The 24,808-nt window shown below is 47.1% G+C and carries 24 protein-coding genes; 9 read left to right on the forward strand and 15 right to left on the reverse strand.

Annotation, left to right across the window (positions count from 1 at the left end; genetic code table 11):
* Positions 1-269 precede the first annotated feature (269 nt).
* Positions 270-1,073, forward strand: coding sequence for an HD domain-containing protein (locus tag MSMTP_RS04195; protein ID WP_048177961.1), 804 nt, complete (start codon positions 270-272; stop codon positions 1,071-1,073).
* Between the two features lie 193 nt (positions 1,074-1,266).
* On the forward strand, positions 1,267-1,464 hold the full coding sequence (locus tag MSMTP_RS04200; protein ID WP_048177962.1) for a hypothetical protein: 198 nt from the start codon (positions 1,267-1,269) through the stop codon (positions 1,462-1,464).
* Between the two features lie 103 nt (positions 1,465-1,567).
* On the opposite strand, the gene MSMTP_RS19625 is transcribed toward MSMTP_RS04200, so the two are convergent.
* Positions 1,568-1,750, reverse strand: a complete 183-nt coding sequence (locus tag MSMTP_RS19625) for a hypothetical protein (protein ID WP_048177963.1) — start codon at positions 1,748-1,750, stop codon at positions 1,568-1,570.
* 35 nt (positions 1,751-1,785) lie between these two features.
* Positions 1,786-2,535: a Nif3-like dinuclear metal center hexameric protein gene (locus MSMTP_RS04210; RefSeq protein ID WP_048177964.1), complete on the reverse strand. Its 750-nt coding sequence runs from the start codon at positions 2,533-2,535 to the stop codon at positions 1,786-1,788.
* Positions 2,536-3,247: 712 nt separating this feature from the next.
* Here MSMTP_RS04210 and MSMTP_RS04215 point away from each other — a divergent pair.
* From MSMTP_RS04215 to engB, 3 genes are all read left to right on the forward strand, one after another.
* Complete coding sequence (locus MSMTP_RS04215; protein WP_048177965.1) at positions 3,248-4,867, forward strand: BatD family protein; 1,620 nt, start codon at positions 3,248-3,250, stop codon at positions 4,865-4,867.
* Positions 4,868-5,271: 404 nt separating this feature from the next.
* Positions 5,272-6,270, forward strand: coding sequence for a DHHA1 domain-containing protein (locus MSMTP_RS04220; protein ID WP_048177966.1), 999 nt, complete (start codon positions 5,272-5,274; stop codon positions 6,268-6,270).
* Positions 6,271-6,277: 7 nt separating this feature from the next.
* Complete coding sequence (engB, locus tag MSMTP_RS04225; RefSeq protein ID WP_048177967.1) at positions 6,278-6,907, forward strand: GTP-binding protein EngB; 630 nt, start codon at positions 6,278-6,280, stop codon at positions 6,905-6,907.
* Positions 6,908-7,118: 211 nt separating this feature from the next.
* Here the strand turns inward: engB and MSMTP_RS04230 are convergent, their stop codons facing one another.
* The 5 genes from MSMTP_RS04230 to MSMTP_RS04250 all read right to left on the reverse strand — a co-directional run bounded on the left by MSMTP_RS04230 (position 7,119) and on the right by MSMTP_RS04250 (position 12,263).
* Positions 7,119-7,475: a hypothetical protein gene (locus tag MSMTP_RS04230; protein WP_048177968.1), complete on the reverse strand. Its 357-nt coding sequence runs from the start codon at positions 7,473-7,475 to the stop codon at positions 7,119-7,121.
* A 95-nt stretch (positions 7,476-7,570) separates the two neighbouring features.
* Positions 7,571-9,274, reverse strand: a complete 1,704-nt coding sequence (locus MSMTP_RS04235) for an ATP-dependent DNA ligase (RefSeq protein ID WP_048177969.1) — start codon at positions 9,272-9,274, stop codon at positions 7,571-7,573.
* Positions 9,275-9,369: 95 nt separating this feature from the next.
* Positions 9,370-10,368: a homoserine dehydrogenase gene (locus tag MSMTP_RS04240; RefSeq protein WP_048177970.1), complete on the reverse strand. Its 999-nt coding sequence runs from the start codon at positions 10,366-10,368 to the stop codon at positions 9,370-9,372.
* A gap of 26 nt (positions 10,369-10,394) precedes the next feature.
* On the reverse strand, positions 10,395-10,898 hold the full coding sequence (locus MSMTP_RS04245; protein ID WP_048177971.1) for an amino acid-binding protein: 504 nt from the start codon (positions 10,896-10,898) through the stop codon (positions 10,395-10,397).
* 219 nt (positions 10,899-11,117) lie between these two features.
* A complete protein-coding gene (locus MSMTP_RS04250; protein WP_048177972.1) occupies positions 11,118-12,263 on the reverse strand; it encodes a hypothetical protein in 1,146 nt (381 codons plus the stop codon).
* A gap of 222 nt (positions 12,264-12,485) precedes the next feature.
* Here MSMTP_RS04250 and MSMTP_RS04255 point away from each other — a divergent pair, with 222 nt between their 5' ends.
* Together MSMTP_RS04255 and MSMTP_RS04260 are read left to right on the forward strand one after the other, a co-directional pair.
* On the forward strand, positions 12,486-13,625 hold the full coding sequence (locus tag MSMTP_RS04255; protein WP_052718267.1) for a hypothetical protein: 1,140 nt from the start codon (positions 12,486-12,488) through the stop codon (positions 13,623-13,625).
* An 11-nt stretch (positions 13,626-13,636) separates the two neighbouring features.
* Entirely contained in the window at positions 13,637-13,900 is a 264-nt protein-coding gene (locus MSMTP_RS04260; protein ID WP_048177973.1) for a hypothetical protein, read from the forward strand.
* 141 nt (positions 13,901-14,041) lie between these two features.
* Here the strand turns inward: MSMTP_RS04260 and MSMTP_RS04265 are convergent, their stop codons facing one another.
* From MSMTP_RS04265 to MSMTP_RS04300, 8 genes are all read right to left on the reverse strand, one after another.
* Positions 14,042-14,368 carry a phasin family protein gene (locus MSMTP_RS04265; protein WP_048177974.1) on the reverse strand — a complete coding sequence of 109 codons (327 nt, stop codon included), beginning with the start codon at positions 14,366-14,368 and terminating at the stop codon, positions 14,042-14,044.
* 69 nt (positions 14,369-14,437) lie between these two features.
* Positions 14,438-14,698, reverse strand: coding sequence for a hypothetical protein (locus MSMTP_RS04270; RefSeq protein WP_048177975.1), 261 nt, complete (start codon positions 14,696-14,698; stop codon positions 14,438-14,440).
* A 276-nt stretch (positions 14,699-14,974) separates the two neighbouring features.
* The gene (locus MSMTP_RS04275; protein WP_048182665.1) at positions 14,975-17,896 is read right to left on the reverse strand and encodes a heavy metal translocating P-type ATPase; all 2,922 of its coding nucleotides are present in this window, start codon (positions 17,894-17,896) and stop codon (positions 14,975-14,977) included.
* A 73-nt stretch (positions 17,897-17,969) separates the two neighbouring features.
* Complete coding sequence (locus tag MSMTP_RS04280; protein WP_052718268.1) at positions 17,970-18,152, reverse strand: heavy-metal-associated domain-containing protein; 183 nt, start codon at positions 18,150-18,152, stop codon at positions 17,970-17,972.
* A 164-nt stretch (positions 18,153-18,316) separates the two neighbouring features.
* Positions 18,317-18,529 carry a heavy-metal-associated domain-containing protein gene (locus MSMTP_RS04285; protein WP_369799614.1) on the reverse strand — a complete coding sequence of 71 codons (213 nt, stop codon included), beginning with the start codon at positions 18,527-18,529 and terminating at the stop codon, positions 18,317-18,319.
* 89 nt (positions 18,530-18,618) lie between these two features.
* Positions 18,619-18,822 (reverse strand): heavy-metal-associated domain-containing protein, encoded by a 204-nt coding sequence (locus tag MSMTP_RS04290; protein ID WP_231582912.1) that lies wholly within the window; start codon positions 18,820-18,822, stop codon positions 18,619-18,621.
* A 222-nt stretch (positions 18,823-19,044) separates the two neighbouring features.
* Positions 19,045-20,700 (reverse strand): AarF/ABC1/UbiB kinase family protein, encoded by a 1,656-nt coding sequence (locus MSMTP_RS04295; RefSeq protein ID WP_048177976.1) that lies wholly within the window; start codon positions 20,698-20,700, stop codon positions 19,045-19,047.
* A 100-nt stretch (positions 20,701-20,800) separates the two neighbouring features.
* Positions 20,801-21,397, reverse strand: coding sequence for a class I SAM-dependent methyltransferase (locus MSMTP_RS04300; RefSeq protein ID WP_048177977.1), 597 nt, complete (start codon positions 21,395-21,397; stop codon positions 20,801-20,803).
* A gap of 388 nt (positions 21,398-21,785) precedes the next feature.
* On the opposite strand from MSMTP_RS04300, the gene argH reads away from it, so the two are divergent.
* Together argH and gatD are read left to right on the forward strand one after the other, a co-directional pair.
* The gene (argH, locus tag MSMTP_RS04305; RefSeq protein ID WP_048177978.1) at positions 21,786-23,261 is read left to right on the forward strand and encodes an argininosuccinate lyase; all 1,476 of its coding nucleotides are present in this window, start codon (positions 21,786-21,788) and stop codon (positions 23,259-23,261) included.
* 222 nt (positions 23,262-23,483) lie between these two features.
* On the forward strand, positions 23,484-24,752 hold the full coding sequence (gatD, locus tag MSMTP_RS04310; RefSeq protein ID WP_048177979.1) for a Glu-tRNA(Gln) amidotransferase subunit GatD: 1,269 nt from the start codon (positions 23,484-23,486) through the stop codon (positions 24,750-24,752).
* The last annotated feature ends 56 nt before the right edge of the window (positions 24,753-24,808 follow it).

Raw genomic sequence — 24,808 nt, forward strand, 5'->3', positions numbered from 1 at the left:
AAAAAGTGTTTAAAAAGCAAAAAAGCTCGAGTAAAAAAGAAGCTTGAGCAGAAAGAAACTTGAGAGCAGAAAAATATCTTAAGGGCAGATCCCCTTATCAAGGAAAATTCACTGTCATCATCTTCCGATCTTGAATGTTTCGATCAAGTGAGCCTTAATCCGGGGGAAAAATATGTCCTCTCGGAAACAAAGCCCCGGAATTATCCGGTAGATGAATTTTCGGGGAGACCCACACAAAATATATACAATGAAATTTCCTATCCAAAAGCATGCAAAAAGAAGACCTGGCTTTTTTCCAAAAATGGTTCTCAGACTATATAACAGATTTCTATTCCTCTGATCCTTTTGTCCGGGAAAACATAGAACTCAAAGCCGAACATACAAAAAAAGTCTGCGAAAATATCCTTTTGCTCGCAAAAGCTGAAAAACTCGGGGAAAATGAATCCCTTCTTGCCGAAACTGTAGCTCTTTTCCACGACCTGGGACGTTTTGAACAGTTCCTGAAATACAAAACCTTCAAAGATTCCGAGTCCGAAAACCATGCTGTCCTGGGAGTAAAAATCCTGAAAAAAGCCGGGATACTTTCCCACCTGGTCCCGGAGGAGAGCGACATTATTCTAAAAGCCGTGGAATACCACAACCTCATGGAGATCCCTGAAGCCACCTCAAACTTTCCTGAACTGCTTTTTTACTCAAGGCTGATCAGGGATGCCGACAAACTTGACATCCTCCGGATAATATGCGAAGACTATGAAGAAGAAGATAAATGCCCGAATCCGGCTCTTGAACTTTATTTGCCCGATACCCCGGAATACTCGAAAGCCGTAATAGAAGACATAATGAACAACAGGATGGCAAAAATAAAGGATGTTAAAAACCGGAACGACGTTAAACTCCTTCGCCTGACCTGGGTCTTTGACATCAATTTCCCCGAGACCTTTTCCCTCCTCAAAGAAACACGCTACCTGGAAATAATCATGTCTTCCCTTCCAAAAACCGAAGAAATCCGAAAGGTCATAAGGCACCTTGAAGCCTATCTCGAAAAACAGCTTCTGAAGAAGCAGTCTTGTTAATAGCTGCCTATGGTTTTATCGGCATATCGAGTGTAAGCTGTTAGTTGTGAGCTGCTTATAATATAAGCTAAAGAAAGTGTTAATATAACATCCTGTACATATACTCTATAAAGCCTTCTAAAGCATAAAGCCTTCTAAAGCATAAAGCCTTCTAAAGCATAAAGCCTTTCAAAAGCACACGGGGGTGGCTAAGGTGAGCACAAGAGGGTTTGCAGGAAAGTCGATTATATTTGCGATTTCAGCATATTGCCTCTTATTGGCCCTGTTTCCTTTCGGATGGGTTATTTTAATTTCAGGCGCAATGCTGCAATCAGAAACGGCAAAAAAGATATTGGGAATTGACATTCCAGCTACAAAGGCAATAGAAAACCGGCGAATGGAAGAAGACTGAGAAACAGGCAGCCATCATAAGAAAAACCGGCAATTCGAGTACCAGAAAGATAAGAGTTGAAAGAGTGGATACTTTACACCTTTAGAAATCCACTCGTTGCATCTTACTCCTTATATCGCCTGCAAGCTTCATTTCCGAGGCTTCGCCTGTAATCGGAACGGACCTGTTTTTTAAGCTGCTCGTTGAGCAGTGTTTCCAGGGCTTCATCATCTGGCATTTTTTCCTGTTTTTCGTTTTCCCTTTTCATTTCCCTTTCCTTTTCCATGATATCTTTTCCCACGTACATGATCCGGCACCTCTAAATTCGGGATAAAACGTAATTCAGCCCCATGGTATTGCTTTGAGCCCCGAAGGCTGCTCGATAAATTCCACCTCAAGGCCGAGTAGTTCCCGGAGCCTGGGGCAGAGGGCTTCCATCCCTGGGTTTTCCGTGGCGTAGTGGGTGGCATCTATCAGGCAGAGGTCTCCGTTCGACCTGAGGACGTCGTGCTTCAGTTCGGAGGACACAAAGGCTTCTGCGCCCCTTTCTCGGGCAATCTGGAGGTACTCATTCCGAAAACCACAGCCCCCGTAAACCATTACACGCCTGACCTCCTCTTTTTCCCCGGCATACATGATAGGGGTTCTCAGGTACTCTGAGACTCGGGCAGCCAGTTCCGCGGAAGAGCAGGGATCGATTTCCCCGATCCTTCCCATTTCGACTTCCTCGACATTCCGGAGTCCCAGGCGTGCCGCAAGCACATCATTTATTCCTCCTTTAGCCCGGTCGTAATTGGTATGCATGCTGTAGAGGGATATGCCGTTCTCAAGGGCAAGCCTGAGAGAGGTTGCAAGAGGCTTTGAGATTATATTTACCGGCCTGAAGATCAGGGTATGGTGGGTAATCAGCAGGTCCGCCCTGATTTCAGCAGCTTTTTCAAGGACGTAAGCGTTTGCGTCCAGGGCAACTGCAATTTTTTGAACGTCATTTTCCAGGTCCAGGATTAGCCCTATCCTACCTTCGTCAAAGTCCTCCGCAAGTTCAGGAGGTGCGATTTCTTCAAGAATTTCTACTATTTTTGCAAGTTCCATGGAAAAGCCCCTCTAATGGATGTAAATTTCACTATTTTGGGATATGTCACGTACTAAGTTGCCATGGATATTTAAATATCTCCTTCCTGCGACCATGTTCTCTTCCCGATTGCATTCCCTTCGTAATACTTCAGCAGGAAATCCCCCAGGTCTTTAGTTTAGGGGTCGTTAACGTAGACATCCTGTGCGCTTAAACACTGAACACTTTTTTCAAGCCCAATTTTTGGGGAGGTTGACCCCTATTTATACTTTTCTTTAATTCCGCACAGCAGGGCTCAGGAGGTAAAAGGGAAAGGTTCATAAACCTTCACCAAACAACAAATTCAAAAAATTTATTATAAATATCCGCAAAACTTAAAATATGTTAAAAAAAGATATTTACAAAGACATCTGTCAAATTACAGGCATAAAGGCAAAAATGATACAATAAAAAAGAGAAGAACGCTGCAAAATTGAATTGCCTGAAGAAAAACTTTAGTCACGTTATATAATCAACGTTCCAATCTATAACGATCATCACTTAAAAAATGCATAAAAGAATTCAATAACAGAATACCTAAAAGAATTCAATAACAGAATACCTAAAAGAATTCAATAACAGAATACCTAAAAGAATTCAATAACAGAATACCTAAAAGAATACGAGAATGTGTTAATATTTCCGGAGGATGAGGGCACTGCATCACCAGTGTCAATTCAGGGAGGGATAACTATGGTTAAAAAAACCTTACTTCTGGCATTACTCATCGTTTTTATCCTCTCCTGCCTTTCTACTGCTGCTCTTGCTGCAGATGATGTGGAGTGGGTGGAGAAGCTTAACGATAAAAAACTTTACTGGGGAGATTCCGTCACAGTCGGAGGCTATGTAGTTAAAGCAGAAGACTTTCATGACGAAGGAACGGTGTTTGTCACTATTTCAAAAGATGGGGAAGAACTGAAAAGTGGCCCTCTTGCTGCGGGGCTGGAACTCGAATATGACGATGAAATAAAGGTCTATGCCCAGAAAGTGGACCCTAATTATGAAATCATTAAAAAGAACGGGATAGAGTTCAAAACTGACAACTGGAACCCTTATGCCCAGCTGGATATTCTCCTCAGGGGAAAACCCGGTTTCGATATCGACGTTGACACGGACCAGAACAGCTACGACCCGAAATCTGCTGCCGATAGCAGGATAGATGTGACGATAAACGTTAAGAACGACGGAGACGCAAAAGCCGAAAACGTTGTGCTGACAATTGACACTGCAGGGCTTGAGGTAATAAGTGGAAAAACAAAGTACACTTACACAAAGGTCCTGAAAGGCGAAGCATTGGAGCCGATTACCCTCACATTGAAGACCCCTGCACCCTGGGAAGATACCGATTATAAAATAATCGCAAAGACCGAGTTCGAGGATTTCAAGGATGAAGGGTACGAAGACGAGGGGTCCAAGACCATAAAGATCAAGCGGAAATGGGATCTTATAGTCTCGAAGAGTGCAACAAAAGAGCGCCACATGGGAGAACCCGTATATGTTTCAATGTCAGTCCGGAATGGCGGCCTCTGCGCTATTAAGGATATCGAACTTACGGATACGCTGGTCTCGGGCATGCGGCTTGAAGAAGATATTGAGCTTGGCACAACCCTTTCCCTGGAAGCAGGGGAAGTTGCTGCGGACGTCTTCAAGTATACGCTTATCCCGGAGAAACCCGGAACTTTCACCTTCCCAAAAGCAGTTGCTACTTTCACCCTGCCCAACGGGGCGAGCAAAAAAGTCGAATCCGACAATTCCGACAAGACCAAAATCTACGGTCCGAACATAATCCTTACCAAATCACTCAGCACACAGCAGCTTGAGGAAGGAGATGAACTGACGGTCACGGTAACCGTAAAGAACTCAGGTAACGTTGACTCAAGCGTAACGGTAACAGATACCGTTCCCCCGGAAGCAAAATTCATAAGTGGGGAAACAAGCTATAAAGGAGTTCTCCAGAGCGGGGGCGGGGCAAAGACCATCAAATACATCCTGCAGATGCACAGCGAAGGGGAAATCCAGCTGCCCCCCTGCAGAGCAACTTTCCTTGACCTTGAAAGCTACAAGGGAGAAGTCGATTCCAATACCCCTGCTGTCGTGAATGTGGGAACCCTGACCCTGGAAGCAAGCAGTGAACAGCAACAGCCCGCAGGGTCAACGGAATCCAATCAGGAAAAGAAAGAAGAACCCGATGATACCCATGTGAAAACCGGCGGGACCGAAGAGGATTACGGGGACACCCCGGGCTTTGGTTCCCTTTTTGCGGCCCTCGGGCTGCTGGGAGTTGCAGGGCTCAGGAAAAAAGGGCTCGTCTGAAAATTACTCAGGAGAGCGTTTTTAAGCGCTCTTTTTGAGATTCCCTTTTTTCAGAAACTCCAAGACTTCCTTTTTTCAGAAACTCTTTTTGAGCTGCTCTCCCGGATTTCCGGGGAGCATAACTTTTCTCTTATTTATTCCTCAAAATTTTCTTCTTTTAAGTTTTCTATTTTTTCATTCCTTTTTTTGCATATTCCATTTTGAACTCCTCTATTTGCTCATTCCTTTTCGACTCATTTCATTCTTTAATACCTTTTTCAACCAGTTTCTCTATCTACCGACAGAATCTGATTTTTCAAGGTATCTTTCTGGCGAATAACCCTTCTGTCGGAAAATAAGTAAAAGCTTAAAAATAAGAAAGGAAACTTCTTTACTCCCAAGTAAAAGAAAAAAGGAAGCCCAGAATGAAAGAACCCCACGACTTGCTAACAGCAAAAACCCTGATCCTGACCCACGGAGATTCGGACGGGATATGCTCGGGTGCCATTGCAAAGAGTGCCTACTTGGATGCATCCGTATACTTCACAAATCCGGTTAGCCTTCTGGATAAGCTGAACGAGATCAGAGACGTTAAAAACCTCATCATCTGTGACATCGCAATTAATGAAAGGCACTGCTTCGAACTTTACTCCAGGCTCCAGGACCTTGCTAAAAAGTGTAACCTCTACTACATTGACCACCACCCTCTCCCGGAAAGCTGTATGGAAGATGAAAAAGGGGGAGAAGAATGGTTTTACAATGACTGCACAGGACCCTGCAGTTCTGAACTAACCTTCCGTGTCTTTGAAGATCTTCTGAGCCGGGACATGAGGAGGGTTGCTATCTACGGGGCTATAGGGGACTTTTGCGACAACACGCCCCACGTGAAGCACTGGGTAAGGGACTGGGACAAGCGAAGCCTCTACTTCCAGGCAGGGACCCTGATCCAGGCGGTGCTCCAGAAAGGCAAGGACTACGAATTCAAGAGGACTCTCCTGAATCCTCTCTCAAGGGATAGGATTCCTTCAAGGATTCCGGACCTCCTGGAACTTGCCCGGGATGCGGCCCTGAACGAAGAAAAGATCCGGGTCTTTGTCAAACAAAACGTGAAAGTCCTGAAAAACAGCGCGTATATTGTAAATACGAATAACTCCATTTCAAAAGCAGCTATCTACGCAGCCTCATACGGCCGGAGGGAAGTTGGTATTGCAGCCGAACACCGTCCGAAAAAAGGGATATACGACCTGAGCATCCGTTCCAGGGGGCATGCAGACGTGAACCGGCTCCTGCGCAGCATTGCTCCCCGGTTCGGAGGAAGCGGCGGTGGGCATCCTCACGCGGGAGGGGCACGCATCCCCGAAGAATCCTTTGAGGCTTTTCTCCACGCCTTCGATGCCGGGCTTGGAGAAGCAGAAATGAGGTAAAGAAAAAATGAAAGCAAGCAAAACCGTGGAACAAAACGGTACAAACCTTGAAATCCTCTTCGTCGGGCGCTCCAATGTGGGCAAATCCTCTCTCATAAAGGAACTTTTCGGAGCAAAAGTAAGGGTCGGAAAACGCCCCGGGGTTACCCTGCGCCCCTTCCACGTCCAGCTCTCGGACCTGCTCGTCACCGACATGCCGGGCTTCGGTTTTATGAGCGGGGTCAAGGACCGGAAACAGGATATCGTGAAAGACAAGATTGTACACTACATCGAAAACAATGCCGAAAGGATCAAGCTTGGAGTCCTGGTGATAGATGGCCCCTTCTTCCCGGATGTCGTCGACCGCTGGGATGCCAGGGACCAGATCCCCATTGACATTGAGATGTTCGATTTCCTGAGGGAAGTCGGGATCGATACCCTGATAGCTGCAAACAAGATGGACAAAGTCAAAGAAAACGAGTATGACCCTCTCCTGGATGAAATCGCAGCCCGCCTTGGGCTTGAGCCCCCATGGGAAAACTGGAAACACCTGATCGCCCCGATCAGCGTCAAGAAAGGGGACTTAAAACCCCTCAAGAGCCTCCTGAAAGACAGGCTGCACGAAATGAAGCGGGATGACCTGTTCAAGTATATTTGATAACCTTGAAAAGCCTTGAGTGTCCAGAGTTCCGTAAACTGGTTACTTCCAAAGAGCTTGGATGACTAAAACAAAAAGAGAAAACTTGGAAGAATTTGAACTAAAATAAACATTGGGCTCAGCCCACAAAGAACATTTATACAGAGCCCAAAATTTTGTTTATAATGAGTCCATCTGGAATATCGAAAGTACTCATATCTAAAAAACTTAATTATTTTTCTCTTATAATTTCACGTTCAAGAATAATTTTTGAAGCTTTAATGCCCAACTTATAAGAAATAACACTGATCACAAGACCAACTAAAACTCCAGATAAGCCTGTGAGTAATAAACCCAGAAAAGGAGATAATAAGGTAATTATGAGAGTTAACCACTTGATCTTCTTATTTTCTTCAACATGTTCATTTTCTGAATTTAACTCGATAGGACCTGTATTGACCACAACGGTTGTTCCAACTTCAATTAAATCTTTTTTCCCAAATCCTCCACATTTTGGGCAAGATCCACTATGATTTGATCCTAAAGGTTCTCCACACAATTTGCAGATCGTGGTTATTTTCTCATCCATCTAAGACTACCAAAATTGTACACTTGCAATTTTAACATATAATCAACTTTGATCGAAAATAATTTGATGAGTTAATGATATAAAAAAGATTACATTTATAGCTTTTTCCGCTGCTGAGAATAGACCCTTTCGATCCTCTGGATGTTGTCAGCTTCATCAGGGGCCTTATCGTTCCGGATACGGATAAAGCGGGGGAAGCGCAGGGCAAAACCCGAGTCGTAGTTGGGGCTCTTCTGGATTTCTTCGAAAGCGATTTCGACCACTACTTTTGGCCGGACAGCAAAAACTCCTCCGGCTTCCCCGCCCATGAGCCCGGAGAGCATTTCTGTGAGCTCTTTTAGCTGTTCGTCACTCAGACCGGTGCCTACCTTGCCAATCTGCAGGAAGCGGGTTGTATCAGAGTCGTAGCAGCCGACTGTGTACGAGCCTATAAGGTTGGCCCGTCTCCCGAAACCCCATTCGGCGCCGATGACCACAAGGTCAAGGGTTTCCATTAGAGGCTTTTTCTTGAGCCAGTTCTTACCACGTTTTCCAGGGGAATAAATGGAATCCGGATTTTTGACCATGATGCCTTCGTGCCCGGCATCCAGGGCTTCCTGATATATCTTTTCCACGAGTTCGAGATCGCCTGTGATGACCTGCTCGTCTACGGAAATGGACCTGGAATCCTCAACCGAACTTTCCACGCAGGACCGGAGGGCTTTTCGCCGCTCGCGGAGGGGGAGGTAGATAAGGGTCTCCCCGTTCAGGTACATGATGTCAAAGAGATTGAGCTGAATCGGAATAGAGGCGGCTTTCTCAGCCACGTCATACTTGCGCCGGAAACGCTTCAGGATCTCCTGGAAAGCCCTCGGTTTGCCGTCTTCTGCCACAGCTACGGCTTCCCCGTCCAGGATTGCGGATTCAGCTTTCACATGCTTCCGGACGATGTCCACAAGGTCGGGGAGGGAGTTTGTTACGTTTTCGAGTTTCCTTGAGAAAATGGTTACCGAATTTCTGTCCTTGTGGATCTGGACCCTGGCTCCGTCGAACTTCCATTCGATTGCAGCTTCCTTCATGTCCCTGATATCAGCATCGATGTCCGGGCTGATCTGGGAGAGCATCATTTTGATGGGGCGGTTTATTTCGATCCCAAGCTTTTTCAGGCCCTCAACTCCCTCGGCCTTGGCTGCGGCAGCCACATCCCCCAGGTCGTTTGTGACCATAAAAGCTTGTTCCACAACATCTGCCGGCACGTTGAAAGCCTTTGCAATAGCATCCCTGACGACGCCTTCCCCAACTCCGATGCGCAGCTCTTCAAGGGCGAGGCGGGCTATGAACTTTGCTTCCCTGGGGTTGGAAGAGTTGAAAAGGAACTGAAGATTTTTGATTTTCAAGTTCTGGGAGCCTTTTCCCGTGGCTTCGGAAGCGGTAATGAAACGCTGGTAGACTTCGGAGATGGAAAATTCGGACTCCTCTTCCAGGAAAGAAGTAAAAGTGATCTGGTTTTTCTTCTTTTCCTTCAGGATCAGGAGGGCGGTCTCCCCTATGTCCCCTGTGGTCCGGATCAGGGCTTCAATACTCTTTACCGACATCCCCGACGCTTTCGAAAGAGACGCATAAAGGAGGCTGGTCCCTATCCCCAGCTGTTTTCCTGTCCAGGCAGGGAACACTTCACTCATGATAAAGTGGGTTGCCAGGGGCAGTTCTTCAACTTCCACTTTCCGTAGAAATTCCGCAACCTTATTCGTGGTTTCTATGGTACTCGATATTTTCTCGATGGCCTGGCAGGTCTCTGCAAATTCCCTGAAGCTCGTCATGGTCCCAGCAGCTTTTATTTTTTTGGTTTACGATGTGTTAGCTATTTTAGCTCTTCGGGCATCCGGATTTTGATCCGCAGCCTTTCTGTTTCCTTTCACTGCTCCCTGTAAATCGAGACAAGGTCACTGAGAATTGCACTTGCGGTCTCCACAGAGCCGGCACCTCTGCCCGTAACAGTGATTTCTCCTGCAAGTTCGGTATCTAGGGAAGCCACGTTGAGGGTCCCTCCTACAGCCAGGGGGTGGTTAATGGGAACAAGCCTGGGAGCCACATGGATCCGGTCCCTGCTGACCTCTCCTATGAGTTTGATCACGTGTCCGTTCTCGTAAGCCATTTCCAGGGCTTCGGGAGTGATTTTTGTAATTCCTGTAACGTCGACATCCCCATAGGTGGTGTCAAGCCCGAAAATGGCGTTTGCAAGGATTACGAGTTTGCAGGCGGTATCGATTCCTTCAACATCGTAAGTTGGATCTGTCTCCGCAATCCCGAGTTCCATGGACTCGGCAAGGATGTCGGTGTAACTTGCCCTTTCTTCCAGCATCCTTGTCAGGATATAGTTACAGGTCCCGTTCAGGATGCCTTTGACGCTTCTGATATTGTTTCCGGCCAGGACTTCTTTTGCAAAGTTGATGACTGGCATCGAACCGCCAACAGTTGCCTCAAACCTGAACTTCGAACCTGCTGCCTTTGCGGTTTTCACGAGGTCCCGGTAGTTTAGGGTAAGAGGGCCCTTGTTAGAAGTAACAACGTCCAGTCCTTTTTCGAAAGCTGCAAGCATGTTCTGGAGCCCGGCTCCCCCGGTTTCGATATTAGTAGGAGTTGTTTCGATTACCAGTTCATGGTCTATGGATTTGATGACTTCAAGGCCCGTGATTTTTTCCAGGGCAACTGTTCCCTTTTCCCTTTTGCGGGCAAGGCAGTCAGCAAGGTTCACCCCCTCGGGAGAGAGGGTTGCACCTTTCGAGTCCACTACTGCAATCACGCGGACGTCAAGGCCCATATTTTCCAGGTACTCTTTCTTCATCAGGAGCACTTCGGCTACACCCTGTCCGATCGCACCGAATCCGATAATGGAACAGCGTACTGTTTTCATCTTAAAATTCTCCTAAAATCTTTTTTTCAAGCCTGGACGTCTATTGGCAGGACCATCAGCAGGTCTTTCTTTGCTGATACTTCTTTCAGGATGTTAAGTGACTTCTGGATTTCTTCTTTCCCCAGGGCATTGATTTTTATGAGAGCTGAAGAAAGCATATCAATACCTGGCATGGAAAGGGTAAGGTCCGCAACCTCGGCAAATCCGGTCTTGTCTATTTCATCAATGGTATCCTGAATCCCGGTATGGACTACGTGCCCTATCAGGACCACGTTAATACTTTCCCTGAAACGGTGCTCACCGACCCTTACGACTTTGATTCCGTTCTCTTCGAGCCTTGCCTTGATGGCTGCGATATTTTCGGGTCTGGTCTCGAGTACGAGCTGCACAGGAACCGTTTTTCGGGGGGTAAGCTTCTGGTGGTGGTGCAGAACAGTTATCAGGTTAGCCCTGCATTCTGACAGAGGCTGAAGGGCTAAAAGCATCTGCCCGGGCACATCCTTTAATTCAATGTCCATGGAAACTCGCATATTGTCCCTCGGTGTAATTTCAGTTATGAAGTATCTTCAAGATATGAGAAGCAAAAAGGGTATTAACTAAAATCATCATAGTTTAAAATATTTCAAATGTATTCCCATACTTCCTGCTGTTAGTAGGTGAATTCAGTTATATAATTTGCTATTTTCGGTTTTTCAGAAGAAGTCTCATTCCTGGAGAGGAAGTATTCAATCCAGGGATCTTCAACGATTTCAGGAACTTTCCCCTTTCTTATCCTTTTTATTTTCATTATCCCTTTTTAAGACATGCTCATCCTGGATCCTTATAATATTTCCCCTTCCTTTCTTGAACTTTTCAATCATCCCTCGCTCTTCCAGGTCCGAGAGCATCAGGCTTACCTTGGACTCGGAATAACGGGATTTCTTTCTGAGCTCCAGCTGGGTAATCCGGTTCCCGCTCGCACGGATGAGTTCCAGAACCTCCTTAAGGTCTTCCGGAAGGTAAGCTTCAGGATCATGCTGGATATCTATATCCGGGACTTCTGCGATCGGTTCTTCCGGCGTCTGTGAAAGTGGAGGGGATACAGCAAGTTTTGATTCACCCCGTCCTTCTTTTGATTCGACTTCTGAAGTGACTTCGGTTACTGAGGTTTTATCTTCAGATTTTTCTTTTTTCGAAGAGTAGGCTTCGGGTTCCAGAACCTCTGCCGCAGGTTTCCGGGTATCTTCTTCAGCAGCCTGTAAGGCAGAAGATTCAGGGCTTGTTTCTGAGGAACTTTCAAAATTTCCGGTATTTTCTTTGAATTCCTCAAAGTTTTCCAGAGCATTCCCTACACTTCCGGGGCTCTCTTCACTCAACTGTTTGTTTTCCTTCAAAGGATCATCCGAAATTTCCGGGGGTTTCCCGTGTATTTTTTTCCAGAAATATCCGGTAAAAAGCAGAATACAGAGGACCAGTAACAGGGCTGCGTACATGGTGTTCTCGGAACTGTCCTCGCTCACAAGTTCCGCTTCTTCAAAATCCTTATCAAATTCTTCAAATTCGCTCTGGTTCAGGAGCTCTTCCTCGTATGCAGGAAAGAGGAGAAGGTCAACTACGTAATCCCCGTTTTCAGTTATCTTAACCGTCTCTTCAGCCGCATACACTATGGTATTTCTTTCAAAATAGCTGGCTTTTACAAGATAATTTCCAGGCGGCAGGTTGAAGGAATATACAGCGTCCACTGCAACAAAGTACTGCTCGGGGGTCGAATTTACTTCAATCACGGCGTTATTAAGCGGCTCGAAACTGTACCACTCATAAACGTTCCCGTGCACGGTTGCAGCAAGGGCTGTTCCCTGGACAAAAAGGAGGGAACATAATATGCAGGTGAACGTGAAGAGCTTTTTAAAATTCACGCAGTGATAAATGGGGTTTTAACATAAATCTTTTACTTTCCTCCAGAAGACCCTGATATTTTAAGACATAATAAAGTTTTAATAAGAAAAATAAGACTTTATCAAGCTTTAAAATTCACGTGCTTCAATCCATCAAGGATTTTCCGGAAAGAATGCTTATATTTTCTCCTTTCCAATAGAGCAGCAGTTACAAAATTATAACAGATTAATGGAGGCAATCAGATGGAAAAATCAGGGAAAGTCATACGCTATTTATCCTGTTTTACTATCATACTTCTCCTCTTCAGCATCCTACCTGCAACCGCCCTTGCCGGAAACGGACAGGGTGTAGAAAATGGAGCTGAGAACGGGAAGTCATGGAAAGTAGCAGATTCCGAAGGTTCAAACACTGAAGAGGATGCAGATACTGAAGAGGGAGCAGACGAAGAAGATTCAGATTTCGAACCTCTCAAGAAAAAGGAACTGATACAGCAAAGGATCCAGGAAAAGAAACAGTTGAAAGAAGAAGTTCAGAACCGGAGAAGAGAATACCAGGGCGCGAAAGGGGCTTTTCTCAGGATCAGGAGCCAGATCCGGAATGGAGAATTTGGGGATACGCAAAGGGAAGCTACCAGGGCATATCTTACCTCAAGCATCGACTACATGATAGCCCACCTCGAGAACATAATATACAACCTTGAGCAGTCAAACAGCAACAGTACAGAAGAGAGAATTGACGCTATCGAAGAAAAGATAGAACAGCTTGAAGAAGAAAAGAAAGCAATTGAAGATGCCCCTGAAGATGCCAAGATCGAAGACTTCGCAAATTCTGCCACATCCGTAAGGGGAGTCTGGAACAACGCCAAGAAAAACGCATCTATCGAAGCAGGCCAGACTGTCAGCGAGAAAATGGAGGAATCCCTGGACAAGTCCGAATCCCTCTCAGAGGTGCTCCGCGATAGAATCCAGACTATGAAAGGAAACACCGAGGATACCGAGGAACTCGATGAGCTGGAAGAGCTGGAAGACAAACTTGACAAGTACGACGATTTAATGGGAGATGCCCGGGAAAAGCAGGAAGAGGTTAAATTAACTTACCAGGATGAAAACTCAGGAACGGAAGAGATTGAGGAAGCAAACAACCAGTTGCGTGAAGCTCTTGGAATCATAAACGAAGCAAACGAGCTCTTGAAAGAAATCTTTAATGAACTTAAAGAATATGAAACCGGAGATAACAATGAAGAAACTGGTTCTGAAGATCTCAATTCAAATGAAATAGACGACGATGCAGACGATGACGATGCAGACGACGAAGGCGAAGATGACACGGAGGATGAAGAAACTGGGAGTTCCTCTGAAGAAGACGGGGAAACCGGAATTTAAGGAGGAATTCAATGGTCAAATTCGCTCACCTGCTGATTCTTTCTGCCCTAATAGTCTGGATTGTAGGTTCCGGATGCGTCGGGAACGATGCAGCTGAAGTCGAAGAATCGGAAATTAACTCCGATGTTGCTAAAGCAGGAGAAGAAGCCCAGGATTCAGGAGATCTGGAGATAAACGAAGCAGAAATCCTGGAACTTGAAGCAGATATGGCAGAACTTGAGGCACTGCTTGAAAATGTGAGCCTTGAGGAAGACATCGTGATTGAAGAACTGTAAAAAAATATATCCCACCTGCAAAAACAGAACCTGAAAAATAGGGTCTTAAAAATAGGGTCTTAAAAATAGGGTCTTAAAAACAGAAACTAAAAAACAGATGCATATAGAACAGGACCTGAACTAAAAAAGAAAAGATCGTTTTCACTTGAAAAACATCTTTTCTTTATTTTTCATTTTCCTGACTTCTTCTTCCAGGGTCTCGATTCTGGCTTCAAGTTCCTGCATGTCTTTTCTGGAAATGAAATCGGTTTTTGAGATTGTTTCCTGGATTTTTTCTGAAATTTTCTTCTCAAGATCGGTTTTCTGTTTCTTGCTCTCCTCGAGCATATCCAGAACCAGTTTTTTGCCTTCTTCCTTATTTATGTCCCCTTTATCGACCAGATCCTTTACGAGTGCATCGATCTTTTCTTCGGTCATTGCACAGAGGCCGGCCCCTATGAGCCCCAGTTTTCTAATGGAGTTTTTCATATTAACACCTGGATTTGAATTATTAATCTTGATATAATTGCTTGCATGGTAATAGGTAATTCCCGGAGATCAGGAGGCTTTTTTGCTTTCTTCCCTGCTCTCAAGCCGGTCAATGATTTTCGGCCAGAGGGACAGTGAAATTATCATGGTTATAACAAAGACGAAAACTGCACCTGCCACCATATCCACGTGGGTGTAGGACATGTCCCCCCGAATCATGTTGGTCAGGATCGCTCCAAACAAAAACAGGTTCAAGATCACTATAGAGGTTGCAAAGCTTGCAAGGAGTACAAGCCTTGTCCTTTTGTCCTTAGGTCCAAATTTCACCATGGAGTTCACCCGTTTACTGTAGAGACTATATCTCTTAAAATTGTTCGAAGCTTACTGGTTGTTTTAAGTGTTGAAGTTATTTTAAATGTAGATGGTTACTTTTCGATCATAAAAGGTTTGGTCGGAACACAATTTGATTCGAAAGATTTTGCAGGCATCCGCCCTGAATATTTAGTCCTCTTCTCTCAGATATTTAGCCATCTTTTCTCAGATATATGGTTATTATGTCTTGATTCTTCCTTAAATTATTGAACCACAGGAGTATCCACCCTGAAATTATTTAATCTTACTTCTTTTCATGAGCAACGAATTGGTGGTCACTGAAACCGAACTAAGGGCCATGAACGCTGCTGCAAGTTCCGGGGAGATCAGGATGCGCTCTACAAAAGGATAGAGAATTCCTGCAGCTATGGGGATGCCAAGGGCATTGTATCCGAAAGCCCAGAGCAGGTTCTGCTTGATCTTGCGGATGGTCAGACGGCTCAGGCGAAGGGCGGCGACCACGTCCATGATGTCGTTCTTGATCAGCACGATTTCGGCGGATTCCATGGCCACATCAGTTCCCGCGCCCATGGCGATCCCCACGTCGGCCTGGATCAGGGCAGGAGCGTCATTTATCCCGTCGCCCACCATTCCTACGAGTTTGCCTTCTTCCTGAAGTTCCTTGACTTCTCCCGCCTTGGCTTCGGGCAGCACTTCGGCAAGCACCCTCTCAATCCCGACCTGAGCTGCAATGGCATTTGCGGTTGAGGCATTGTCTCCGGTTATCATCACAACTTCGATTCCCATTTTCCGGAGAATCTGAACCGCGTCTTTCGAACTCTCTTTAAGGGTATCAGCTACGGCAACCAGTCCCAGGGCTTCGGTTTCAAGGGCAATGAGCATTGCCGTCTTTCCGTTTTCCTCAAGCTTACTCATATCGGCTTCAAGTTCCCTGAAAGAAATCCCGTTTTCTTCCATCAGCTTCCGGGTGCCCAGGAGAACCCTTTTTCCTTCGAAGTAGGCTTCCACCCCTTTGCCGGGAATCGATTTGAAATCCGCTGCATTCCCGGGCTTTATATCCTGCTTCTCAGTCCCTTTGACCACCGCTTCTCCAAGAGGGTGTTCTGATCCTTTTTCAGCCGTTGCTGCAACGAAAAGCACCTCATTTTCCTCCCTGCCGGAGGCCGGCAGGACGTCCGTAAGTTTCGGGGTTCCTTCGGTAAGGGTCCCTGTCTTGTCAAAAACGATCGTATCAAGCTTGTGTGCCCTCTCAAGGGCTTCCCCTCCCTTGATCAGTATCCCGTTTTCCGCACCTTTGCCCGTGCCTACCATGATCGCTGCAGGGGTTGCCAGGCCCACGGCACAGGGGCAGGAAATTACAAGGACGGTGATTGCTATCAGCAGGGAAAAAAGGAAAGGGCTAATTCCCTGGAGGGAACCGGACTCGCCCACGCCGTAGCGCCAGTATCCTATAAAGAACCAGAAGAAAAACGCAAGCAGGGCAATTATGTGTACAGCTACGATAAAATTTCCGGCAAAGACATCGGCAACCCGCTGGATGGGTGCTTTCATGGTCTGGGCGCTTTCCACGAGCTTGATGATCTGGGCAAGGGCAGTGTCTGCCCCGACTTTCGTGGCCCTGAACTTAAAAGTCCCGGTCTTGTTCAGGGTAGCCCCGATAACCATGTCGCCTGTTCCCTTCTCCACGGGAATGCTCTCCCCGGTCAGCATGGACTCGTCCACCGCCGAGTTTCCTTCCGTAACAACCCCGTCCACAGGGATCTTTTCGCCGGGACGGACCACCACAATGTCCCCTACGACCACCTCTTCAACGGGGACCTCCTTTTCTTCTCCTTCAACCAGGATCCGGGAAGTCTTTGCCCTTAGCCCCATCAGTTTCCTGATGGCTTCCGAAGTCTTCCCCCTTGCCCTGGCTTCCAGGTAGCGGCCAAGGACAATGAAAATAATCAGGAAAGAAACCGTGTCGTAGTAAGTACTGTCGTAGCCGGGTCCCAGGTCAAGGAAAGTCGAGGCCACGCTTATCAGGTAAGCTGATCCTGTACCTGCGGCGATCAGGAGGTTCATATCGGTTACGCCGTGCTTGAAACCCTTGAAAGTCCCTACGAAAAACTGCCTCCCCGGAAAGAGGAGGACCAGGGTTGCCAGCACAAATAACACAATCGGGTCAGAAAGAAAGGCGGGAACGAAGGAAAAAAAAGGAAACATCATCCTCATGTTTCCAAAAAAGATGGGTATCCCCAGAGCCAGGGCAATGAGCAGGTTATTCTTTTGCTTACGGATCTCAGCTTCCCGAAACTCCCGTTCCCTATCCTCATATTCCGCGGTTTCGACCTTTACAGAAGCCCTGTAGCCAATGCTCTCGACAGCTGCAATCATTTCCCGGACCGAGACCTGGGAAGAATCGAATTCCACAACAGCTTTTTCCAGCGGGAAATTTGCCGAAGCCGAAATTACCCCTTCGGTTTTGTTCAGGACCTTTTCGATGTTTGCAGCGCAGGCCGAACAGGTCATGCCCTGCAGATCCAGAGTAGCGGTATCCTTTTCTACCCCGTACCCGATTGACTCGATGGCTTCCTCTATTTCTTTCGGAGATATCCGGGACGGTTCAAAACTCACACTGGCTTTTTCGAGCGGAAGATTTACGGCTGCGGATTTCACGCCTTCCTTCTTTTTCAGAACCCTCTCGATATTTGCCGCACAGGCAGCGCAGGTCATGCCCGAAACCCGAAGGGTGATCTCTTTAGGGGGGGCTCCAGGAATGGTTTTAGGGGATGGTTCATTCTCTCCTTCCTCTCCAGTCCCTGCTCCCCTGGAAACCTCTCCTTCCTTTTCGGCCTCCGCTTCCCCGCCGGCCTTAACCTCTTCTTCGGGAGTGACTTTCTCCTCAGGAAGTTCAGGTACAGTTGCCGTAAGCTCTTCTTCCACTGTTTCAGGAACTTCTTCTTCAGTTGTTTCAGGGACCTCTTCGGTAGTAACCATTAAGGATTCTTTTTGTTCAGTTTCATATCCTGCTTTACGAACAGCTTCCTTTATATCATCCAGGCTCACTTTTTCGGGATTAAAGCTGCCTTCGGCCTCTCCTGTTTTGAGATCTACCTCCGCGAATTCTACCCCCTCCAGCGAGGAGATGGCCTCAGCTACCCTTTTCTGGCAATGACCGCAGGTCATGCCGTAGACCTTTATCCTGAAATCCATTGAAATGCCGCCTGTTCCGGAACCCGGGCCCTCTGGAAGGGCAGCCACCCCCCGTGTCCGGTTCCTGAATAGCTTAAAGCCTGTACCCGGCTTCGAGCAGGGTCATTTTTATGACGTATTCATCGGTTTTCTTGCTGTCGTAGGTCACATTTACAGTCCTGTCCGGAACGTTTACGTTTACACGAGAAACTCCGTTGATAGAGCTAACAAGTCTGGAGACCATGTTCTTGCAGTACCTGCAGACCATGTCATCCACGATCAGTGATGTCTCCCTGATGTTTTCACCCCCAAAGCATCAGCAGTTAAACACACGCTTGTGTTTTCCTGTATATCAAAATCTGCACTTATTCGTATATAATGATTCTGTCCAGGTGCCCCTACTGTTGTAAAAAGCGGTCCGGGCTTCAAGAACAGGATAAATCATACAGGTTCATACCCTGCTTCCTTTACCGCAGCCCTGATATCCTCAAGCTTGACCTTTTTTTCGTCGTATTCAACAACTGCCTTTTTATCTTCCAGACTCACATTTGCTTCCTTTACGCCTTCCAAGGATTCAATTGCTTTTTTGACGGTCATGACGCAGTGTCCGCAGGACATGCCTTCAATTCTTATGGTTTCCTGAGTAATGTTCAACCCCCCTTCTTTTATAAAGTTAACAATAAACAAAAAATAATCAGTAATAAACCATCAATGCCCTTATTTAATCCTGGAATGCCCCTGTTTCACCCGGGCTCATACCCGGCATCCCTGATTGCAGCCTTGATCTCTCCCAGATTGGTTTCATTCTCTTCAAAATCTATAACCGCTTCTTTTTTCTCAAGGTTTACATCGACTTCCGTTACCCCTTTAACGGCAGCGATAGCTCTTCCGACCCGCATGACGCAGTGATCGCACTCTATATTTTCTATTTTTATAGTTTCCTGCACCAGGGCAGTCACCCCCACATTAATGGATCTGAGTTTTTAAGTTTCCATTTATTTTACTCACTTATTTTACCCACTTTTTACTCACTTATCTCGCTTATTTAATCTCACTTATTTTACTCATTTATTTTGTACTCTCTTTTATTAGAGCTTTTTTATCAAAACTCATAGATAGCCGTTGACAGCCACTCGCAGATAGCTATTCACAGCCACTCATCAACCACTTCAGGAGGTCCTGAGAAGTGCCAGCAGCCAGATTAAAAGCGCTCCCGCAAACCCGGCTGCTCCCACCCAGGCAAAAGCCCCTCCACTCAGCAGGATATAGGTGGAAAGGATAAGCAGGACCGCAACGTAGAATTCTTTCGAAAAGCCCCTACCTTTTTTTTCTTTCTCCTGCACTTCCAGAAGCCGGTCCCCCATATCTCCCACCCTGTCAGCCAGTTCCCGGACAGCAGCCCTGATTTCAGCCTTTTCGTCCCCGGGCTCGGTTGAAAGTTCGAGATGGAGGGCAGCTCTCTTCGGAGTGCTTAGTTTCTTGTAGGCGTCCATAAGGACCGGAATCGCGATTGTCTGGATTTTATAGCGGGGGTCGAGTTCCAGGCAGACCCCTTCAATCAGGAGGATTGCCCGCTGGAGGGTTGAAAACTCCCCGGGAAGCTTGATGTCGTATTTCATCCCGAGTTTTGCGTAGTTGTCGCTCTGTCTGCCCTCAAGCCCGTAGTTCTGGCTTGCGATAAGGTCATCCATGTCCTTCTTGAGCCTCCGGAGATCCACGTCTCCTGGCTTTGCTTTCCCGATTTTCAGGAAGCCTTCGGTAGCCCCTTCCACGTCCCGGTTGTTGACCGCGTAGTAAAACTCCAGCATGTTCCGCTTGAGTTCGTCATCAATGCTCCCGACTGCCCCGAAATCGATAACTGCAATAGTGTCATCCTCCCGGACAAGCATGTTTCCCCCATGGGGGTCTGCGTGGTAGAAGCCGTCGATGTAGACCTGTTTGAGGTAGCTCCGTGTTATTATTCTTGTATACTCGGATTTTTTCGACCCGGGCACGTCCATGTCAAAGACGTCTTTTATCTGGACCCCTTCGATGAACTCCATGGTCAGGACATTTGCAGAGCAGTAATCAGGATAGATTTTAGGTACCGAGACTTTTTTCTCATTTTTGAAATTGTCCTCGAAACGCCGCATGTTCATGGCTTCGATCCTGAGGTCAACTTCCCGCGTAAGCATATCCCGGATTTCTTCAAGAAATGCGTCTATGTCAAAGTTCTTCCCGATTCCTAGCACTCTCTTTACGATGGGCTTGAAATCGTCAATAATGGAAAGGTCCGTATTTATGTTGTCAATAAGGTTCGGACGAAGAATTTTAACAGCCACGGACTCCCCGTCCAGAACTCCCTTATATACCTGGGCAATGGAGCCGCTTGCAATGGGCGTAGTATCAAACTCATCAAAAATTTCAATGAAAGCCTGGCTCTTCCTCTTCCCGGAAGCCTCCATTTCTTCCCGGCTCTTTTTCTTTTTCCGCAGCGCAGGAGGGTCGTACTCGCAGATGCAGGCAAGGTCCAGGGAATCCGTCATCTCCTCAAAAGAAAGGGGTCTAACCTTATCCTGAAGGTTCATCATCTCCACGACATAGGTCGGCGGCACAAGGTCCGGACGCTTGCTCATGGTCTGCCCCATCTTGATAAAAGTAGGGCCCAGCTCCTCAAACGCCTTCCTGAGCTTTACAGCCGTGTCCCGGTTCTCCAGGTCATAGGTACAGGTACATTGAGGGGTTGAAATATAACCGGCGTGAAGGTCCCTGTAAAGTCCGAGCAGCAGGTTGTACTTCAAAATGACTCGTGTAACCTGAAGATAGCGCTTTGTTTTCCCCAGCATCCATTTAAGAATTAGTTATTATTGTTTAAGATTATATCCTTGGAATAAATAATTCTAAGTATGGTGCCTTAGTCCAGACTTCCGGATGAAAAAAAAGTATTCAAGGTTTCGATCTGATCTTCCGGAACACGTCCTTGAAAGCCAGGTTTTTTACATCCTTAATCTTAAACCCTGCCTTTCCTATATTTTCAACGGTCCTCCGGTTCACATTAATGCCTGTCAGGGCAGAAATCGGGTTGATGAAATCTTCATAGGCAGCAATCAAAGGGTTATTGCTCCTCATATGTTCCAGGTTGATCATTTCGCCGTCGGGTTTCAGGACCCTGTGCATTTCCTTCAGGGCTTTTATGGGGTCCGGGATCGAGCAGAGGACAAAGGTCGTTATCACGTAGTCAAAACTGTTGTCCGGGAATTCCAGATGTTCGGCGTCCATCAAAAGCAGGGTCACGTTTTTCAAGCCTTCGGCTTTTTCCCTGGCTTTTTCGAGCATCCCTTCGCTGTTGTCGATGCCTATGACCGAGCATTCTTCAGAGTAGTATTTCAGGTTCTTTCCGGTTCCTACCCCTACTTCCAGGACCATTCCCCTTAAGCCCGAAAGAGCTTCTTTTCGCCATTTGCTGTAAAAAAATGATTCCATAGGGGATTCCATTAAATCGTAGACTGCTGACAATTTGTTGTACTTTGCAACTACGGACATCAGTTAATTTTATGCTCTAATTCTTGATTAGTTTTTTTGCAAGATTCGGGGAAATTTAAAGGGTCGGAAAATGTTCCTGAAACTATTTATGGAAAATAAGGGCAAAAGTCTCTAAATACAAAAATCCCCAAAAATATCGTAGATCAGGGAAAGCGATTCATATTTATCTGTTTGGAGCAATACCACGCGACAGACTTTGAGTATTCTGCCTGCTTGCTGAACAGGCAGCAAAATTTCAATATCACATTAATACCATATCAAATTCAGACCATCAGAAAATTAATACAAACTCATATCCACAAACCATTCATAGATATATATATTGCACAAATATATTGCACAAATCATTCACATAAATTCATTTCACGAATATCACAGAGGGACCCAGATGAGTAATATTTTACGTAGAGGCAGGTTAGAAGCAGCCCCGGATGAGGAAATTTTGCGCTACACCTCTTCCATGGAAGCTGACAGGTGGATTTTTGATGCTGATATCGCGGTGGACCTTGCCCATACCGTGATGCTGAAGGAGCAGGGGATCATTGAGGCCGAGGACTGCGGCAAAATCCTGGACGGGCTTTTGAAGATAAGGGAAGAGGGCATGGAAAAGCTTGATTTCAGTTATGAGGACATCCACATCTCCCTTGAATCCAGGCTAATCGACATGGTGGGAGAAGACGTGGGAGGCAGGATGCACTCCGGGCGTTCCCGGAATGACGAAGTTGCGACCTGTATCAGGTTGACTCTCAGGGAAGAACTGCTGGGCCTGCTCGAGGAGCTGCTTGCCCTCAGGAAGACTTTCCTTGCCCTTGCCGAAGAGCATGCAAACACCCTCATGCCCGGCTTTACCCACCTGCAGCACGCCCAGCCGACGACCCTCGCCCACCATTTATGTGCCCATGAAGCAGCTTTCGGGAGGGACTTTGACCGGGTGCTTGACGCCTTTTCCAGGGTCAACCTCTGCCCCCTGGGGGCTGCGGCTTTCGCATCCACGGGCTTTGACCTCAACCGGAAGCGGACCCAGGAACTCCTGGGCTTTGCCGGCATGCTGGAAAATTCCATGGATGCTGTGAGCAGCAGGGACTTCCTAATCGAGTGCGCCTCCGTGTTTGCAAACCTCATGATCAACATGAGCAGGATGGCCGAGGAACTGGTGGTCTGGTCTTCTTCCGAATTCAACTTTATCGAGCTGGACGACACCTACGCTTCCACCTCCTCTATCATGCCCCAGAAAAAAAACCCGGACACCGCCGAACTCATGCGCGGGAAAACAGGCGTGGCGGTCGGGGCTCTCATGACCCTGCTCTCGATCTGCAAGGCCCTTCCCCTAAGCTACAACCGGGACCTGCAGGAAGCTACCCCGAACATCTGGCGCTCCGTGGAAACCGTAAGGGCGTCAGTCAGGGTAATGGAAGGTATGGTCAGGACCATGAAAGTCCGCCCCGAAGTGCTTGAAGCCCAGGCGGTCACAGGGTTTACCACCGCCACCGAGCTTGCGGACACCTTTGTCCGGGAAACCGGAATTCCCTTCAGGACCGCCCACCAGCTTGTAGGGGTTCTGGCAAGGGAAGAGGAAACTCCCACCCTGGAAAAGATAGACTCCGTGGCCGAAGTCGTGCTAGGGGAGTCCCTTTCGGGCAGGGGATTGACGGAAAAAATGGTACTTGAAGCCCTTGACCCGGTATCGAATATCGAGCGTCGGAAAGTAACCGGAGGCCCGGCCCCCGAAGAAATGGAACGCTACCTTTCAAAAAGAAATTCCGAAACCGAGTTCAATTCCCAAGAAATCATAACCCTGAAAGACTCCATAGACTCAGCTTTTGAAGCTCTTCTGGGCGTGGTGGAAGAGTACAGGAAAGGTTGAATGTACGGAAAGGCCGAAAAGGAAAGGCCGAAAGTACAGGAAAGACTGATTTACGGAAAATACCGAATGCAAATAAGTTTTCAATTAACTTTTCCCTTCAATTAACTTTTTAATAGTACGTTGACCTCTTAGGTATGGAAAATTCAGAAATTAAACTTCACTATATCACTCAATAAAATCACGATCACTCAATATTTCAAAACTCAGAAAAAGGGACTGATCATGGAATTCAAACAGGGCGACTGGGTACGCATAGAAAAGAACGGCAGCGTGTACGAAGGCAAGGTCATGCCTTCCATGGAAGGGTACATTACAATTAAGATGAAAAGCGGCTATAATGCGGGCTTTTGCAGGGATGAAGTCCGGGTTACCCTTCTGGAGAGCGAAAAGGAAAAAGAGGCTGGGGCCGGAACAAAAGAAGCAAAGCCCGGGCCAGAAGCAGCAGCCTCCGGACAGGGAAAACTCCCAAAGGTAGCGATCCTCTCCACTGGCGGGACCATTGCAAGCAAGATCGACTATCGGACAGGGGCTGTTACTTCCCAGTTTACCGCCGATGACATCCTTTCCGCAATTCCCGAACTCAAGGAAATTGCCGATTTCAAGGGCAGGGTAATCTCAAGTATCCTTTCCGAGAACATGGACCAGGCATCCTGGGAAAACCTTGCAAAGGCCGCTGTGGAAGAAATCAAAGCTGGTGCCGAAGGGATCATTGTGACCCATGGGACGGACACCATGATGTACTCGGCAGCCGCCCTTTCCTTCATGATCGATACCCCGGTCCCAATCGTTTTCGTGGGTTCCCAGAGAAGTGCCGACCGTCCCAGCAGTGACAACGCCATGAACGCCATCTGCGCAGCCTGCGTTGCGGTAAGCGACATTGCCGAAGTCTCGGTGGTCATGCACGGTACGACTTCGGAAGACTACTGTGAGATTCACCGCGGCACAAAAGTAAGGAAAATGCACAGCTCCCGCAGGGACGCCTTCAAGTCCGTAAACTCCCTGCCCATAGGGACAGTCGACTACGAGACCAGGGAAATCAAAACCCTTATTGACTATACGAAGCGCGGAGAAAAAAGCCTGCAGTTCAAGCCTGGCATGGAACCTAAATGTGCCCTTGTAAAGTTCACTCCCGGTGCTAACCCGGAAATCCTCGACCATTACATAAATGCAGGCTATAAAGGTCTGGTAATCGAAGGGACAGGGCTTGGGCATGTCTCCACAAAGTGGGTCCCCTATATCCAGAAAGCAGTGGCAGCAAAAATGCCCGTGATAATCACAACCCAGTGCCTGAGTGGCCGGATATGCGACCGCGTCTATGATACGGGCCGAGATATCCTGAAAGCAGGTGCAATCGAAGGTGAAGACACCCTTCCCGAAACTGCTCTGGTAAAAATGATGTGGGCGCTCGGGCAGACCGATGACTTCGAAACAGCTGTCGAGATACTGAGACTCAATCTAAGCGGGGAAGTTACGGCTTGCACGCTGGGATAAGGAAAAAGGCGGAAAAAACGCACATAATTAAGAATGAAAACCAGAAACGGGAATTT

This window comes from Methanosarcina sp. MTP4 (assembly GCF_000970045.1).
Taxonomy (GTDB): domain Archaea; phylum Halobacteriota; class Methanosarcinia; order Methanosarcinales; family Methanosarcinaceae; genus MTP4.

Coding starts and splice junctions, on each gene's coding strand:
- MSMTP_RS04195 (WP_048177961.1), top strand. CDS start 270: ATGCAAAAAGAAGACCTGGCTTTTTTCCAAAAATGGTTCTCAGACTAT.
- MSMTP_RS19625 (WP_048177963.1), bottom strand. CDS start 1,750: ATGTACGTGGGAAAAGATATCATGGAAAAGGAAAGGGAAATGAAAAGG.
- MSMTP_RS04210 (WP_048177964.1), bottom strand. CDS start 2,535: ATGGAACTTGCAAAAATAGTAGAAATTCTTGAAGAAATCGCACCTCCT.
- MSMTP_RS04215 (WP_048177965.1), top strand. CDS start 3,248: ATGGTTAAAAAAACCTTACTTCTGGCATTACTCATCGTTTTTATCCTC.
- MSMTP_RS04220 (WP_048177966.1), top strand. CDS start 5,272: ATGAAAGAACCCCACGACTTGCTAACAGCAAAAACCCTGATCCTGACC.
- engB (WP_048177967.1), top strand. CDS start 6,278: ATGAAAGCAAGCAAAACCGTGGAACAAAACGGTACAAACCTTGAAATC.
- MSMTP_RS04230 (WP_048177968.1), bottom strand. CDS start 7,475: ATGGATGAGAAAATAACCACGATCTGCAAATTGTGTGGAGAACCTTTA.
- MSMTP_RS04235 (WP_048177969.1), bottom strand. CDS start 9,274: ATGACGAGCTTCAGGGAATTTGCAGAGACCTGCCAGGCCATCGAGAAA.
- MSMTP_RS04240 (WP_048177970.1), bottom strand. CDS start 10,368: ATGAAAACAGTACGCTGTTCCATTATCGGATTCGGTGCGATCGGACAG.
- MSMTP_RS04245 (WP_048177971.1), bottom strand. CDS start 10,898: ATGCGAGTTTCCATGGACATTGAATTAAAGGATGTGCCCGGGCAGATG.
- MSMTP_RS04255 (WP_052718267.1), top strand. CDS start 12,486: ATGGAAAAATCAGGGAAAGTCATACGCTATTTATCCTGTTTTACTATC.
- MSMTP_RS04260 (WP_048177973.1), top strand. CDS start 13,637: ATGGTCAAATTCGCTCACCTGCTGATTCTTTCTGCCCTAATAGTCTGG.
- MSMTP_RS04265 (WP_048177974.1), bottom strand. CDS start 14,368: ATGAAAAACTCCATTAGAAAACTGGGGCTCATAGGGGCCGGCCTCTGT.
- MSMTP_RS04270 (WP_048177975.1), bottom strand. CDS start 14,698: ATGGTGAAATTTGGACCTAAGGACAAAAGGACAAGGCTTGTACTCCTT.
- MSMTP_RS04275 (WP_048182665.1), bottom strand. CDS start 17,896: ATGGATTTCAGGATAAAGGTCTACGGCATGACCTGCGGTCATTGCCAG.
- MSMTP_RS04295 (WP_048177976.1), bottom strand. CDS start 20,700: ATGCTGGGGAAAACAAAGCGCTATCTTCAGGTTACACGAGTCATTTTG.
- MSMTP_RS04300 (WP_048177977.1), bottom strand. CDS start 21,397: ATGTCCGTAGTTGCAAAGTACAACAAATTGTCAGCAGTCTACGATTTA.
- argH (WP_048177978.1), top strand. CDS start 21,786: ATGAGTAATATTTTACGTAGAGGCAGGTTAGAAGCAGCCCCGGATGAG.
- gatD (WP_048177979.1), top strand. CDS start 23,484: ATGGAATTCAAACAGGGCGACTGGGTACGCATAGAAAAGAACGGCAGC.